Source organism: Pseudomonas sp. B2M1-30 (assembly GCF_025447575.1).
Lineage (GTDB): Bacteria > Pseudomonadota > Gammaproteobacteria > Pseudomonadales > Pseudomonadaceae > Aquipseudomonas > Aquipseudomonas botevensis.
Window position 1 is genome coordinate 214,359 of sequence record NZ_JAOEJT010000010.1, and the last position, 13,777, is coordinate 228,135.

Annotated in this window: 13 protein-coding genes; 4 read left to right on the forward strand and 9 right to left on the reverse strand. The window is 63.3% G+C overall.

Annotation, left to right across the window (positions count from 1 at the left end; translation table 11 throughout):
• Window positions 1-89: 89 nt before the first annotated feature.
• Window positions 90-983, forward strand: a complete 894-nt coding sequence (locus N8H74_RS20120; RefSeq protein ID WP_217831337.1) for a LysR family transcriptional regulator — start codon at window positions 90-92, stop codon at window positions 981-983.
• A 142-nt stretch (window positions 984-1,125) separates the two neighbouring features.
• Window positions 1,126-1,254 (forward strand): PA1414 family protein, encoded by a 129-nt coding sequence (locus N8H74_RS20125; protein ID WP_007914492.1) that lies wholly within the window; start codon window positions 1,126-1,128, stop codon window positions 1,252-1,254.
• Window positions 1,255-1,362: 108 nt separating this feature from the next.
• Here N8H74_RS20125 and N8H74_RS20130 read toward each other — a convergent pair whose 3' ends face one another.
• From N8H74_RS20130 to speB, 6 genes are all read right to left on the reverse strand, one after another.
• A complete protein-coding gene (locus N8H74_RS20130; RefSeq protein ID WP_262149749.1) occupies window positions 1,363-1,611 on the reverse strand; it encodes an acyl carrier protein in 249 nt (82 codons plus the stop codon).
• A gap of 44 nt (window positions 1,612-1,655) precedes the next feature.
• Window positions 1,656-2,381: an MBL fold metallo-hydrolase gene (locus tag N8H74_RS20135; protein ID WP_262149751.1), complete on the reverse strand. Its 726-nt coding sequence runs from the start codon at window positions 2,379-2,381 to the stop codon at window positions 1,656-1,658.
• 83 nt (window positions 2,382-2,464) lie between these two features.
• Window positions 2,465-3,844: a sodium:solute symporter gene (locus N8H74_RS20140; protein ID WP_217831334.1), complete on the reverse strand. Its 1,380-nt coding sequence runs from the start codon at window positions 3,842-3,844 to the stop codon at window positions 2,465-2,467.
• 91 nt (window positions 3,845-3,935) lie between these two features.
• Complete coding sequence (locus N8H74_RS20145; RefSeq protein ID WP_262149754.1) at window positions 3,936-5,438, reverse strand: cytosine permease; 1,503 nt, start codon at window positions 5,436-5,438, stop codon at window positions 3,936-3,938.
• Between the two features lie 55 nt (window positions 5,439-5,493).
• The gene (locus N8H74_RS20150) at window positions 5,494-5,916 is read right to left on the reverse strand and encodes a nuclear transport factor 2 family protein (protein WP_217831332.1); all 423 of its coding nucleotides are present in this window, start codon (window positions 5,914-5,916) and stop codon (window positions 5,494-5,496) included.
• A gap of 10 nt (window positions 5,917-5,926) precedes the next feature.
• The gene (gene speB, locus N8H74_RS20155) at window positions 5,927-6,877 is read right to left on the reverse strand and encodes an agmatinase (protein ID WP_217831331.1); all 951 of its coding nucleotides are present in this window, start codon (window positions 6,875-6,877) and stop codon (window positions 5,927-5,929) included.
• 277 nt (window positions 6,878-7,154) lie between these two features.
• Between speB and N8H74_RS20160 the strand changes: the two genes are divergently transcribed.
• Both N8H74_RS20160 and N8H74_RS20165 read left to right on the forward strand, forming a co-directional pair.
• A complete protein-coding gene (locus tag N8H74_RS20160) occupies window positions 7,155-8,051 on the forward strand; it encodes a LysR family transcriptional regulator (protein WP_217831330.1) in 897 nt (298 codons plus the stop codon).
• Between the two features lie 13 nt (window positions 8,052-8,064).
• Window positions 8,065-8,661 (forward strand): DTW domain-containing protein, encoded by a 597-nt coding sequence (locus tag N8H74_RS20165; RefSeq protein WP_262149757.1) that lies wholly within the window; start codon window positions 8,065-8,067, stop codon window positions 8,659-8,661.
• A 42-nt stretch (window positions 8,662-8,703) separates the two neighbouring features.
• Here N8H74_RS20165 and N8H74_RS20170 read toward each other — a convergent pair whose 3' ends face one another.
• From N8H74_RS20170 to N8H74_RS20180, 3 genes are all read right to left on the reverse strand, one after another.
• Entirely contained in the window at window positions 8,704-10,065 is a 1,362-nt protein-coding gene (locus N8H74_RS20170) for an HlyD family type I secretion periplasmic adaptor subunit (protein ID WP_262149759.1), read from the reverse strand.
• A gap of 9 nt (window positions 10,066-10,074) precedes the next feature.
• A complete protein-coding gene (locus N8H74_RS20175) occupies window positions 10,075-12,234 on the reverse strand; it encodes a type I secretion system permease/ATPase (protein WP_262149761.1) in 2,160 nt (719 codons plus the stop codon).
• A gap of 89 nt (window positions 12,235-12,323) precedes the next feature.
• Complete coding sequence (locus N8H74_RS20180; protein WP_262149763.1) at window positions 12,324-13,682, reverse strand: TolC family outer membrane protein; 1,359 nt, start codon at window positions 13,680-13,682, stop codon at window positions 12,324-12,326.
• Window positions 13,683-13,777 lie beyond the last annotated feature (95 nt).

Below are 13,777 nucleotides of genomic sequence, written 5' to 3' on the forward strand. Positions count from 1 at the left end.
CGGGGAGCGATGACCGTCAGGCTAAGACGGATTGACTTTCCTTAAAATTGAATAATAGTGAGTAACTTGTTCTGTTGTGGAGAATGGTGGTGGAATTCAGCCAACTGCGGATCTTCCAGGCCGTGGCCGAGGAGGGCTCGATCACCCGCGCCGCCGAACGCCTGCATCGGGTGCCGTCGAACCTGTCGACCCGGCTTAAACAGCTTGAGGAGCAATTGGGCGTCGAACTGTTCGTCCGTGAACGTCAGCGTTTGCAGTTGTCGCCTGCGGGAAAAGTCCTGCTGGACTACACCGGCAAGCTGTTCGCCCTGCGCGATCAGGCCAGCGCGGCGGTGATGGGCGGGCAACCGGCCGGGGATTTCGTGCTCGGCACGTTGTACAGCACCGCTGCGATCCATTTGCCGGCATTGCTGGCGCGTTATCACAAGCGTTATCCGGCGGTGAACCTGCAAGTGCAGTCCGGGCCGAGCGGCGAGTTGCTCGAAGGTTTGCTTACCGGACGGCTCGATGCGGCACTGGTCGACGGCCCGCCGCAACTGGCCGGCATCGACGGTGTACCGCTGTGCAACGAACGGCTGGTGCTGATCAGCGAGGCCGATCATCCGCCGATTCTCAGTGCCAGGGATGTCGAGGGACGAGCGGTGTTCACCTTCCGTCATGGTTGCGCGTATCGTGCGCGCCTCGAGTCGTGGTTTGCCCACTATCAGGCGGCGATGGGCCGGGCGATGGAAATCGAGTCGTATCAGGGCATGCTCGCCTGTGTGATTGCCGGCAGCGGCGTGGCGCTGATGTCCGAATCGATGCTCGCCAGCCTGCCGGGGCGCGAAAGCGTGGCGGTACACCCGTTGGCCGAGCCGTTCGCGAGTGCGACAACATGGCTCATGTGGCGCCGGGGCATGGTCGGCGCCAACCTCAATGCGTGGATCGAGCAGCAACAGGCGCTCTATCCCGTGGCTGGCGAAGAGGTGCGGGAAACAGCTTGAACGATCGGTCAGGGATTTGGATCAATTCAGTAACAGATCATTGCGGATTTCGCCGAGCAATGCGTAGGACTTCGGACTATTATCAGTGCGAAGCGACCTCAGAATTCCGGCCGCTCAGCACCACCCTGAAGGGGGCATGACGATGAAAGAGAAAATTCAAAACTGGCTGCACGATCTGGGTGTTGCCCTCGGCTTGATCGAACCGCCTCTGCAACCGGTCCCGATTCGCACGGATGACGAACAACGTCGCCGTCAGCAGCGTCGGCGCTGATGCCCCGGGCTCATGGCCCGGACGATTTGAAGACCAAGAGATCGCAGCCTTCGGTGGCTCCTGCATGAAATGATGCGGGAGCCGCCGAAGGCTGCGATCTTTTGCTTTTCAATGGCGGCCGATTTCCAGCAGAAAGCGGCTCAAGTCATTGGCGGTCCGGGCGGTCTTGAGCATGCGATCCTCTTCGGCGGTGAAGGCCGTCAGTCCGAATTCATCTTCCAGATGAAAGATCAGATCCTCGATATCCGCTTTCTCCAGTCCCAATTGCGCCAGGCTGGTGCTGTCATCGAACTCACGGCCGTCCAGCAGACGCTGGATGAACCGGTGTACGGCGGCACGCACGGCAGCTCTTCTCATGGCGGCTCTTCAGGAGGGTGGGCCTGATTGGAGTACAGCAGGCCTCAACGATGTCGGCGCAACCACTCGTCAATCATCGTCCGTAAATGCTCACCGGAAAAACTGCCGAAATGCCCGCCATGCACGGTACGGACCGGCAGCGCCTGCAAGCGTCGAAGGCTGGCGGCGTAGTCATCCAGATTGGAGTGGTAGGCGTCTTCGATCAACGGCCCGTCGTAGATGATGTCGCCGCTGAACAGGGTTTCGCTGGCCGCCTCGTACAGACTGATCCCGCCCGGCGAGTGCCCTGGCGTGTGCAGCACTTGCAGCGTGCGATTGCCCAGGTCCAGCACATCCCCATCCTCGACGAAACCGCTGGCCGGCGCGGCCTTGACCCGATATTCGGCGTAGCACAGCGGGCAGTCCGGGTGGGCTTCGAACATGTCGTCGCCGACGAAGGCGCGGCTCAGGTCGTTCTCGCCGTCGGGCGCGGCGAGGATGTCGGCCTCCGCCGGATGCACCAGGCGTTCGGCGAATTCGTGATGGCCGGCGATATGGTCGAAATGGCAATGACTGGCCACCGCCACCAACGGCCGCTCGGTCAGCCACGGCAGTTGCTCGCGCAGGCTGACCAGCCCGGAGCCGCTGTCGAGCAGCAAGTCCTTGTCGCGACCCTGAACGTGCCACAGGTTGCAGCGGTAGAACGGGCGGATGTACGGCTCGTGAATCAGGCGGATGCCGTCGCTCAGGGGCTGCACCTCGAACCACTGGTCGCGGGAAACGATCTTCATGAATCATTTTCTCCAGACGAAAAAAACGGGTGTGGCAACCGACGCCACACCCGTCGAAGAAAGCATCAAGTCGTTACGTTAGCTTAGATCGCGCTCGCCACCGAAGCCGGGCGGCGGGAGAACAGGCTGACCACCACGAAACTCACCAGGCCCACGGCCAGGCTGTAGTAGATCGGGGTGTTGGCGTCCAGGCCGTCCTTGACCATGAACAGCAGCGCCGTGGCGAAGCCCAGGCCCATGCTGGCGATGGCGCCGGCGGTGGTCGCGCGTTTCCAGAAGATCGCACCGATCAGCGGGATCAGCATGCCGCCCACCAACAGGTTGTACGCCAGGGTCAGGGCGCTGATCACGTCGTTCACCACCAGGGCGATGCCCAGCACGACGAAACCGGTCAGCAGGGTGAACAGGCGGTTGATGCCCAGGCTCGACGGCTTGCCGCCGCGCAGTTTCGGCAGCAGGTCTTCGGTCAGGGTAGTGGCCGCCGCGAGCAGGCCGGCACTGGCGGTGGACATCATGGCCGCCAGCGCAGCGGCGATCACCAGGCCGCGAATGCCGTCCGGCAGCGACAGTTTGACGATGGCGGCGAAGGCGTTGTTGACGTTGTCCAGATCCGGGATCAGGACGTGGGCCGCCATGCCGATCAGGGCGCAGGCCAGGCCGTAGAGGATGCAGTAGATACCGGCGAAGCTGCCGGCGTACTGGGCGACTTTTTCGTTCTTGACGGTAAACACCCGTTGCCAGATGTCCTGACCGATCAGGATGCCGAAGAAGTAGATCATGAAGTAGGTGATGATCGTGTCCCAGCCGATGGTGGTGAAGTTGAACGCCGCCGCCGGCAGCTTCAGCACCAGTTCGTCCCAGCCGCCGACGCGGTACAGGCAGATCGGCAACAGGATGAACATCAGGCCGACGGTCTTGATGATGAACTGGACGATGTCGGTCAGGGTCAGCGACCACATGCCGCCGATGGCCGAATACACCACCACCACGCCACCGCCGAGCAGTACCGAGATCCAGAACGGCAGACCGAACAACACTTGCAGCACGGTGCCGATGGCCAGGATCGAGGTCACGCCGATCATCAGCGCGTAGGCCAGCATGATCGCCGCGCTCGCCGAGCGAGCCATCGGGTTGTAGCGTTTTTCCAGCACCTGGGTGACGGTGTAGATCTTCAGTTTCAGCAGCGGTTTGGCGAGGAACAGGTTCAGCGCGACGATGCCGCAACCCAGCGCGGCGCACAGCCAGAAACCGGAGATGCCGTGCACGTAGCCCAGGCGGACGGTGCCGACGGTGGACGCGCCACCCAGGACGGTCGCGGCCATGGTGCCCATGTACAGGCTCGGGCCGAGGTTGCGCCCGGCGACCAGAAAGTCCTCGTTGGTCTTGGCCTTGCGCATGCCGAAATAGCCGAGCAAGAGCATGCCGGCGGCGTAGATGAGGACGACGAATAAATCCAAAGCCATGATGGCGTGTCTCCGATTGTCTTTTTTATGTGAGGCTGAATTCAGTTCCCTGTGGGAGCGGGCAAGCTCGCTCCCACAGGGTGGAGCCGTGTCAGGCGGCCTGACGCAGTTCAGGTTTTGCTGCGGCTTCGCTACGCGAGCCCTTGGGGCCGTAGACCGCCGCCGGTTCCGGGAACAGGCTGAGCAGCATCACGTACACCAGCGAGGCCATGCCGAGGGTCACCAGCAGGCTGATGTCGATCCCGCCGGCCAGTTCGCCCAGCGGCCCGACAAACTGCCCCGGCAGGTTGACGAAGCACAGGCCGACCGCCGCGCTCGGGATCCATGCGCCCAGACCGCGCCAGTTCCAGCCGTGGTTGAACCAGTAGCGTCCGCCCTGTTCGCCACGGGTGAACACTTGCAGGTCATCCGGGCAGTAGAAGCCGCGACGTACCACCAGGCCGATGATCATGATCACCATCCATGGGGTGGTGCAGGTGATGATGAGCACGGCAAAGGTCGACACGCTCTGCACCAGGTTCGCCGCAAAGCGCCCGATGAAGATGAAGGCAATCGACAGCACGCCGATCAGCAGCGTCGCCTTGACCCGCGACAGCACCCGTGGGAACACGCTGGACATGTCCAGCCCGGTGCCATACAGCGAAGTGGTGCCGGTGGACATGCCGCCGATCACCGCAATCAGGCACACCGGCAGGAAGAACCAGCTCGGCGATACCGCCAGCAGGCCGCCGACGTAGTTGTTGGCGGCGATGTAGTCCGGCGCCTGGGTCGCGACGATGGTGGCGGTGGTCAGGCCGAACAGGAACGGAATGAACGTGGCGATCTGCGACAGCACCACCGCCGCCATGATGCGCTGCTTGGAGGTGTCACGCGGGATGTAGCGCGACCAGTCGCCGAGGAACGCCCCGAAGGAAATCGGGTTGCTCATGGCCACCAGCGCCGCCCCGATGAACGCCGCCCAGAAGCCCGGCTGACCGAAGCTGACGGTGCCGGCGTAATGCACGTCGAAGGGGCCGGCGAAGGCGAAGATGCCCAGCAGGAACAGCAGGCTGGCGCTCCACACCGCGATCTTGTTCACCCACAGCAGGAAGCGGAAGCCGTAGATGCACACGGTCAGCACCAGCACCGCGAACAGACCGTAGGCCAGGCCCAGGGTCAGATCGGTTTCCGGCAGCCCCACCAGACGTTTCGCACCACCGATCAGCGCATCCCCCGAACTCCACACCGAGAGCGAGAAGAAGGCGATGGCGGTCAGCAGCGACAGGAACGAACCGACGATTCGCCCGTGGACGCCGAAGTGCGCACCGGACGACACGGCATTGTTGGTGCCGTTGAGCGGGCCGAACAGGCCCATCGGCGCGAGGATCAGCGAACCCAGCAGCACGCCCAGCACGATCGCCGCCGCGCCCGCCTGAAACGACAGGCCGAACAGCACCGGGAAACTGCCGAGCACGGCGGTGGCAAAGGTATTGGAACCACCGAAGATCATCCGGAACAAGTCCGTCGGGCCTGCGGTGCGTTCGTGATCCGGGATCTGTTCGACCCCGTGGGTTTCAATCTGCGTAAGGCTTTGGTCGTTGTTGTTGTTATTCATGATCTGCTCCGATCATAAAGGCGCGCTCATCGTGCGTGAGCGTCACCTGTTTTGGCTAAGGGGGTGGCAGCCCTTCCGGCATTGCGGACAAATGTTCGTGGCAGGCCAGCCAATGGCCTTGTTGTTCTAGGCTCGACGCTTGTTTCTTGAAAACAATCGTCTCGCGCTCCTGGCTGAAGTGTTGCTCCCCTTGCATGCGTAGCTCGGTGGCCACGTCATGGATGAAGATCGCCACGTCACCCTGCAGGCTGACGAAAGCGTTGCTCGAGGTGCAGGACAGCACCTCGAAGCCATCCTCGGCGCGCCAGCTGTCCCACAACGCCTGATAGGCATCGCGCGACAGCAACGGCTGTTCGAGGGTGTAGAACACGAAGCTCGCATCGGCGCTGAACGCGCCGAAGTAGGCTTCGCGATCATTGCGGGCGAAGGCTGACACCAGATCGGCGGCGGCTTTCAGAACCTGATCACGTTCGTTCATGACCCGACCCTCAGCGGTGGACCACGCCTGGCAGTACGCAGAGCATTTCGTACAGCAGGTTGGCGGCCAGCAGCGAGGTGTTGCCGCTGGTGTCGTAAGCGGGCGAGACTTCTACCAGATCGCAGCCGATCAGGTCGAGGCCCTGGCAGCCACGCACGATTTCAATCGCCTGAATGGTCGTCAGACCACCGATTTCCGGGGTGCCGGTGCCTGGCGCCCAGGCCGGGTCGATGCCGTCGATGTCGAAGCTCAGGTACACCGGGCCGCCGCCGACTTTCTCGCGGACTTCGGCCATCAGCGGTTCCAGCGACTTGTGCCAGCACTCTTCGGCCTGCACCACGCGGAAGCCCTGATCGCGGCTCCAGTTGAAGTCGTCAGCGGTGTAACCCTGGGCGCGCAGACCAATCTGCACCACGCGGTCGCAGTCCAGAAGACCTTCTTCGACGGCGCGACGGAAGGTCGTGCCGTGGGCGATTTTCTCGCCGAACATGTGATCGTTCACATCAGCGTGGGCGTCGATGTGCACCAGACCGACCTTGCCGTGCTTCTTGTGGATGGCACGCAGGATCGGCAGGGTGATGGTGTGGTCGCCACCCAGGGTCATCGGGATCACGTTGTGCTCGAGGATGTTGTCGTAGGCTTCTTCGATGATGCGCACGGCGTCGAGCAGATTGAAGGTGTTGATCGCCACGTCACCGATGTCGGCGACCGACAGCGAGTCGAACGGCGCAGCACCGGTGGCCATGTTGTACGGGCGGATCATCACCGATTCGGTGCGGATGTCGCGCGGCCCGAAGCGGGTGCCGGGGCGCAGCGAAGTGCCGATGTCCAGCGGCACGCCAACAAAGGCAGCATCCAGGCCGGCAGCGGTCGGTACGTGGGGGAGTCGGAGCATGGTGGCGATGCCGCCGAAGCGCGGCATTTCGTTGCCGCCCAGTGGTTGGTGAAGAATCTTGTCCACGGGTAAGGCCTCATCGTCTTTGTTTTATTTATGTCGGCGCGCCGTTCACGGGAGGTCGGGCACCGCTGTGGGGCCGATTCTGCGAAATGTAGTGGGGCGGAAGAATCGCTACGGACAAAAACTTAGTTCAGATTTTTCTAAACTAATGGCGAGGCGCGGGATAGACTTCGCGCTTCTCAAGATGTCGTTCGGCGGGAGATTGCCGCCCTCACCCCGGCCCTCTCCCGGAGGGAGGGGGGCTTATCAAGCGACACATCTCTACAGCCGGGAGTCACCCATGGCCAACGCTTTACCCGACCTGAAACTTTTGCGCATCTTCGTCAGCGTCGTGCGCCATCAGGGTTTCGCCAACGCGCAACAGGAACTCAACCTGTCGACCTCGGCGATCAGCACCTACATGAGCCAGCTCGAAGCCGCGCTCGGTCTGGTGCTGTGCCATCGCGGACGGGGCGGGTTCAGCCTGACCAGCAAGGGCGAGCTGTTCCATCAGGAAACCCTGCGCCTGCTGGCCGAACTCGAAGGTTTCGAGCAGTACGCCGCCGCCCTCAAGGGGGAACTGCGCGGCACGCTCAACCTGGGGGTGATCGACTCCACCGTCAGCGACAAGGCCCTGCCGTTCGCCGAAGCCATCGGCGCCTACAGCCAGGAACACCCGGCGGTGCATTTGCACCTGTCGGTGATGAGCCCTTACGAACTGCAACTCGGCGTGCAGGACAACCGCCTGGACCTGGCCATCGGCGCGTTTTCCACGCGCATGAGCGGGCTGGTCTACATGCCGCTTTACCGCGAACAGCACTGGTTGTATTGCAGCAATCGTCATCCGCTGTTCAACGAGCGGCGGATCCCCGAGCAGGTCATCACCCAGCAGCGCATGGTCGGGCGGGGTTACTGGAGCCAGGCGGAGCTGGCCCGGCACGGTTTCAAGCACAGCGCCGCGACCGTGGAAAGCATGGAGGCGCAACTGATTCTGGTGCTGTCCGGCGCCTACATCGGCTACCTGCCCGAACACTACGCCCAGGCCTGGGCCGACAAGGGCGACTTGCGCGTGCTGCTGCCGGCGACCTTCGGTTATCAGGCACCGTTTTCGATGATCATGCGCCGTGGCCGCAGCCGCGAGCCGCTGATCCAGACCTTCCGCGATTTGCTCAAGGCCCAGCTCAACCAGGCTGGATAAAGGAACCGCACGCATGTCCAGACCCCAATGCCCTCGCTGCCTGCGCCCGCAAAGCCATTGCCTGTGCGAGCTGATTCCGAGCCTCGACAGCCGCACCCGGATCTTGCTGTTGCAGCACCCGAGCGAGGTCAATCACGCGCTCAACACCGCGCGTCTGGCGGCGCTCGGTTTGAACAATGCCGAACTGATTGTCGGGGAGGTGTTCGAGGATCTGCCGGCGCTGTTGAATCGCCCCGGTTATCGGGCGCGGCTGTTGTTTCCCGCCGACGACGCGCAGCCGCTGCAGGCTTACACCGCCAGCGACGAACCCCTGCTGCTGGTTGTCCCCGACGGCACCTGGCGCAAGGCGCGCAAGATGCTGCACCTCAACCCGCTGCTCGCGGCCTTGCCACGGGTGACGCTGGCACAGGGCGGGGTTTCCCGTTATCGGCTGCGCAAGGCGCCGGGGCCGGGGGCGTTGTCGACCATCGAGGCGATTGTGCAGGCGTTGCAAACGCTGGAGGCGTCGGCATCGTTCGAGCCGCTGCTCAAGCCCTTCGAGGCGTTGATCGAGGGGCAGATTGCGGCGATGGGGGAGGAGACTTTTCAGAAGAATCATGGCGACCGATGAGCGTTGCCCGTCCGGCCGCTTCGCGGACAAGCCCGAAGCAGCCTAGCGCTCGCGCATCGCCTCGGTCCGCGCCTTCAGTACCGGTTTGAGCAGGTAATCCAGCACACTTTTCTCGCCTGTGATGATGTCCACGGTCGCCACCATCCCCGGAATGATCAGCAGCGGTTTCACATCGCCGCCCAAGTGGTTTTTATCGGTGCGCACCTGGATCAGGTAGAAACTGTTGCCCTTGTCGTCGGTGATGGTGTCGGCGCCAATCAGTTCGAGTTTGGCGCTGAGGCCGCCGTAGATCGTGTAGTCGTAGGCGCTGAACTTGACCATCGCCCGCTGCCCCGGATGGAGGAACGCCACGTCCTGCGGACGCACCTTGGCTTCGATCAGCAGGTTGTCTTCCAGCGGTACGATTTCCACCATGTCGCTGCCCGGCTGCACCACGCCGCCGATGGTGTTGACCTTCAATTGCTTGATCACCCCATGCACCGGCGAGGTCACGGTGGTGCGGCTGACCCGGTCGTCGATGGCAATGCTCGAGGCGGTGATTTTCGACAGGTCGGTGCGTTTCTCGTTCAGCTCCTTGGCCGCCTCGGAGCGGAAGGTCTGTTCCGATTCGTCGATCTTGCTCTTGATCTCGTTGATCGCCGATTCGGCCCGGGGAATCGCCAGGGTCGTGGCGTTCAGCGAACCACGGATTTCCACCGCGCTGCGCTTGAGCCGCAGGATCTCCACCGGCGACACCGCGCCGGTCTTGATCAGCGGTTCGGACATGTTCATTTCCTGTTGCAGCAGCGCCAGGCTGGAACTGTATTGGCCCTGCTTGGAGCGAAACTCCGCCAGCTCCTGCGTCTTCTGCCGCAATTGTTCGCTGAGGGTGCGCTGCTCGCTGGCGAGCCGCCGCTGGCGCTGGTCGTACAGCGCCCGTTCGTCTTCGGCCACTTGCGGCGCCTTGCCGGTGACTTCGTCCGAGAGCTTCATCGGCCGGCCTTCGGACTCCGCCGACAGGCGTTCGACCTGGGCCATCAACGCATAACGATCAGCCTCGCTCTCGCCCTTGTTCGACAGAAACCGCGTGTCATCCAGGCGCAGCAGGGTGTCGCCCTTGTTCACCATTTGGCCTTCACGCACGAAAATCTCGGTGACGATCCCGCCCTCGAGGTTCTGGATCACCTGGACCTTGCTCGACGGAATCGCCTTGCCTTCGCCCATGGTCACTTCCTGGAGCACGGCGAATTTGGCCCAGACCAGCGCGCTGATCAGCAGCGCCGCCGCCAGCCACACGGTAATCCGCGACCAGCGCGGCGAGTCCTGTAGCGAGGCGCCGGCGGTTTCCGGCATGAATTCGGCTTCGGCGCTTTTGCCGAAACTGTCGAAGTAGCCGCGGGATTTGCTCTCGGATGCTGCAGACATGGGCAACTCCTAGACCGCCGCCGAGCCGACCCGGCCCTTGCGCAGTGCATCGATGACCGCTTCTTTCGGACCGTCGGCGACGATCCGGCCGTTGTCCAGCACCAGCAACCGATCCACCAGGCTCAGCATCGAGGTGCGGTGTGTGACCAGCAGCAGTGTCTTGCCCTGCACCCAGCCGTGCAGCTTCTGGCGCAGGGCGTCTTCGCTGCTGTTGTCCATGGCGCTGGTGGGTTCGTCGAGCAGCATGATCGGCGGATCGAGCAGCAGCGCCCGCGCCAGCAACACCGCCTGGCGCTGGCCTCCGGAGAGCAGTTGCCCACGCTCGCCCACCGGCCGGTCGAAGCCTTGCGGGTGCTGGCGGGCCAGTTCGGTGACGCCAGTCAATTCGGCCACTTCGAGCATCCGCGCGTCGCTGACGTAGCGTGCGCCGAGGGTCAGGTTGTCGCGCAGGCTGCCGGCCAGCAGCGGCAGGTCGTGGGCGACGTAGCCGATCTGCTGGCGCAGGTCGGCGACATCCAGTTGCCGCAGGTCGAGATTATCGAGCAGCAACTGGCCTTCCTCCGGTTCGTAGAAGCCCATCACCAGCCGCGCCAGGGTGCTTTTGCCCGAGCCGCTGCGACCGATGATGCCGATCCGTTCGCCGGGTTTGACGCTGAAACTGACGTTGCTCAGGGCCGGGGCGTTCTGGCCGTTGTAGTGGAAGGTCACGGCGCTGGCGTCCAGCGCGCCTTGCAACTGGGTGCGTTCGAGCGGGCGCTGTTTGCCGTCACGCTCCTGGGGCAGGGCCATCAGCGCGTCGGTGCTTTTCATGGTCAGTTGCGCTTGCTGGTAACGGGTAATCAGCCCGGCGATCTGCCCCAGCGGCGCGAGCACGCGGCTGCCGAGCATGTAGCTGGCGACCAGCGCGCCGACGCTGAGATTGCCGGCGATGATGCTGTAGACCCCGGCGACAATCGTCGCCATCCCCGAAAACTGCTGAATGAACAGCGTGCCGTTGGTCGCCAGCGCCGAGAGATTGCGCGCGTGGCTGTCGAGGCGGGTGAGGGCGCCGTGGGTGCTTTCCCATTTGTGCTGGCGCTCGCTTTCGGCGCTGCACGCCTTGAGGGTTTCCAGGCCGCCGAGGGTTTCGATCAGCAGCGCCTGACGCTCGGCGCCGAGGCTCAGGCTTTTCTGCACGGTGTCGCGCAGGCGTACCTGAATGACCATCGCGAAGACGATGGTGATGGGAAACGCCAGCAGCGGAATCACCACCAGCCAGCCGCCGAGCAGGCCGATCACCGCCAGCATCAATACCACGAACGGCAGGTCGATCAGGCTGGTCAGGGTCACCGCCGTGAGGAATTCGCGCAGGCCCTGGAAGTCATGGATGCTCTGGGCGAACCCGCCGATGGTCGCCGGCCGGGCCTTCATGGCCATGCCGGTGATGCGCTCGAACAAGGTCGCGGAGAGGATCACGTCGGTCTTCTTGCCGGCGGTGTCCAGCAGGTGCGCGCGCACCACCCGCAGCACCAGTTCGAAACCGGTGCCGATCAACAGCCCGATCGCCAGTACCCACAGGGTCGAGGTGGCCTGGTTCGGCACCACGCGGTCGTAGGTCTGCATGACGAACAGCGGCACCATCAGGCCCAGCAGGTTGATCAGGAAACTGGCGAGGATCGCGTCGCTGTACAACCATTTCGACAGCTTCAGGGTGTCGCGGAACCACGCCTTGACCCGAGGCACCAGCGGCGAGCGCAGGTCTTCCAGTTCGTGGCGCGGCCGGGCGAACAGGGCCTGACCGCTGTAGTGTTCGCTGAGTTCTTCGCGGCTGACCCATTGTTCGCCGCCATCGGCTTCGCTGGGCAGGATCAGCGCCTTGCCATCGTCGGTGAAGCGACGCAGCACGGCAGTGCGGCCGTCATTGAGCAGCAGCAAAATCGGCAGGTTGAGCGATGAGATGTCTTTCAGGTCACGGCGCAACAGCCGTGCCTGCAACCCGGCCCGGGCCGCTGCGCGGGGCAGCAGGTCGAGGCTCAGGCGTTGTTTGTTCAGGGGCAGGCCGGCACTCAGGCTGGCGCGGCTGACGATGGCGCCGTGGAGTTTGCAGAGGATCAACAGACCGTCGAGTAACGGGTCATCGAAGCTCAACCGTTGATCGATCCCGGTATTGCCGGGTTCCATGCTGGTCATATTGATCGCTCCCGCTACACGATGGCGCTGGCTGCACATAAACCTGTGCAGGCGCGGCCGCCATCTGCGGCGGCGCCTGCGGGGCTACTTCATTTCAACTCAGGCAAACGGGCTTCGCTCTTGACCTCGGAGGCGGCAATCGCATCGGCCGGCAGCACTACCCGCTGCTTGCTCAGCAGTTGGCCCATATTCGACAGCACGCGGTACATCGAGAACTCTTCGGTGTAACGCACTTCGACGTAGCGGCGGTTGGCGTTGTACAGCTCGTTTTCACTGTCGAGCAGGTCGAGCAGGGTGCGTTGGCCGAGGCCGAACTGATCCTGATAGGCCGCGCGCACGCGTTTGGTGGTCTCGGCGTATTCACGGGCGGTCGGGGTCTGCTTCTTGGCGTTTTCCATGGCGTTCCAGGCCAGGCGGATGTTCTCGTTGAGCTGACGCAACGCGTTGTTGCGGATGTCCATCGCCTGATTGATCTGGTGCGCGTCGGACGCCAGGCGCGCCTTGTCGCTGCCGCCACGGAACAGGTTGTAGTTCATCACCACGCCGACCCGCCATTCGTTGTCATGGCCTTCGTCGCCCTGCACGTTGTTGTTGGCGCCGACCGCCGCTTCGGCATCGAAGCGTGGGTAGAACGGCGACTTGGCGACTTCGTACTGGCTCTCGGCCGATTGCACGTCGGCCTGGGCGGATTTCAGGTACGGGTTGTTGTCGACCATGCTCTGCTGGGCTTCACGCAGATCCGGGGGAAGCTCGCCGCGCGTCGAGGCCGGGGCTTCCAGCTCGTCGGGCATGCGTCCGACCACGCTGTAGAAGTTGGCCTCGGCATCGGCTAGGTCGACTTCGGCGGTGTCGAGGTTGTTCTGCGCCAGTGCCTTACGGGCTACCGACTGGTCGGAGTCGGCGGTGCTGCCCACGCCGCGTTCGGTACGCAGGCCGATCTGGTCGTTGACCCGCAAGTGCGCCTGCAGGTTGTTGGTGGCTAGGGTCACCAGTTCGCGGCGCTTGAGCACTTCGAGGTAGACCTCGATGGTGCGCAGCGCCAGATCCTGGGCGGTGCCTTGCGCGTAGTACGCGCGCGAATTGGAGACGCCCTTGGTGCGTTCGACCTCGTTGGCGGTGTTGAAACCGTCGAACAGCATCTGCCGCAGACGCAGCTCGGACTGGGTATAGTTGAGGATCGAGGTGTGGTGATTGCCCACGGCCCGGGTGGTGGTGTTGTCGCTGTAGCCGCGCCCGTAGGCGGCGTTCAGATCGACCGACGGATAGAAGCCGCCCTTGGCGACTTTCACCTGCTCATCGGCCGACAGTTTGGCGTCCACGCGCGAGGCCAGTTCCGGGTGGGTCGCGATCGTGCTCTGAATGGCTTCGGTGAGATTCATGGCCTGGGCTTGGGAAGTGCAAGCCATGGCCAGCAAAACCGCACTGCAGAGGGGGGTTAAAACGCGCATGGGTGCATCTCCCTGAGTCCTGATGGTGTATCGCTGTCGCCAATTTATTGACGATATTTTTAGTAGAAAGCGTTTCATGCCTGTAACAACAGAGC

Bases quoted from the DNA above. Each gene is read 5' to 3' on its own strand.
- N8H74_RS20125 (WP_007914492.1), top strand. From the start codon at position 1,126: ATGAAAGAGAAAATTCAAAACTGGCTGCACGATCTGGGTGTTGCCCTC.
- N8H74_RS20130 (WP_262149749.1), bottom strand. From the start codon at position 1,611: ATGAGAAGAGCTGCCGTGCGTGCCGCCGTACACCGGTTCATCCAGCGT.
- N8H74_RS20135 (WP_262149751.1), bottom strand. From the start codon at position 2,381: ATGAAGATCGTTTCCCGCGACCAGTGGTTCGAGGTGCAGCCCCTGAGC.
- N8H74_RS20140 (WP_217831334.1), bottom strand. From the start codon at position 3,844: ATGGCTTTGGATTTATTCGTCGTCCTCATCTACGCCGCCGGCATGCTC.
- N8H74_RS20145 (WP_262149754.1), bottom strand. From the start codon at position 5,438: ATGAATAACAACAACAACGACCAAAGCCTTACGCAGATTGAAACCCAC.
- N8H74_RS20150 (WP_217831332.1), bottom strand. From the start codon at position 5,916: ATGAACGAACGTGATCAGGTTCTGAAAGCCGCCGCCGATCTGGTGTCA.
- N8H74_RS20160 (WP_217831330.1), top strand. From the start codon at position 7,155: ATGGCCAACGCTTTACCCGACCTGAAACTTTTGCGCATCTTCGTCAGC.
- N8H74_RS20165 (WP_262149757.1), top strand. From the start codon at position 8,065: ATGTCCAGACCCCAATGCCCTCGCTGCCTGCGCCCGCAAAGCCATTGC.
- N8H74_RS20170 (WP_262149759.1), bottom strand. From the start codon at position 10,065: ATGTCTGCAGCATCCGAGAGCAAATCCCGCGGCTACTTCGACAGTTTC.
- N8H74_RS20175 (WP_262149761.1), bottom strand. From the start codon at position 12,234: ATGACCAGCATGGAACCCGGCAATACCGGGATCGATCAACGGTTGAGC.
- N8H74_RS20180 (WP_262149763.1), bottom strand. From the start codon at position 13,682: ATGCGCGTTTTAACCCCCCTCTGCAGTGCGGTTTTGCTGGCCATGGCT.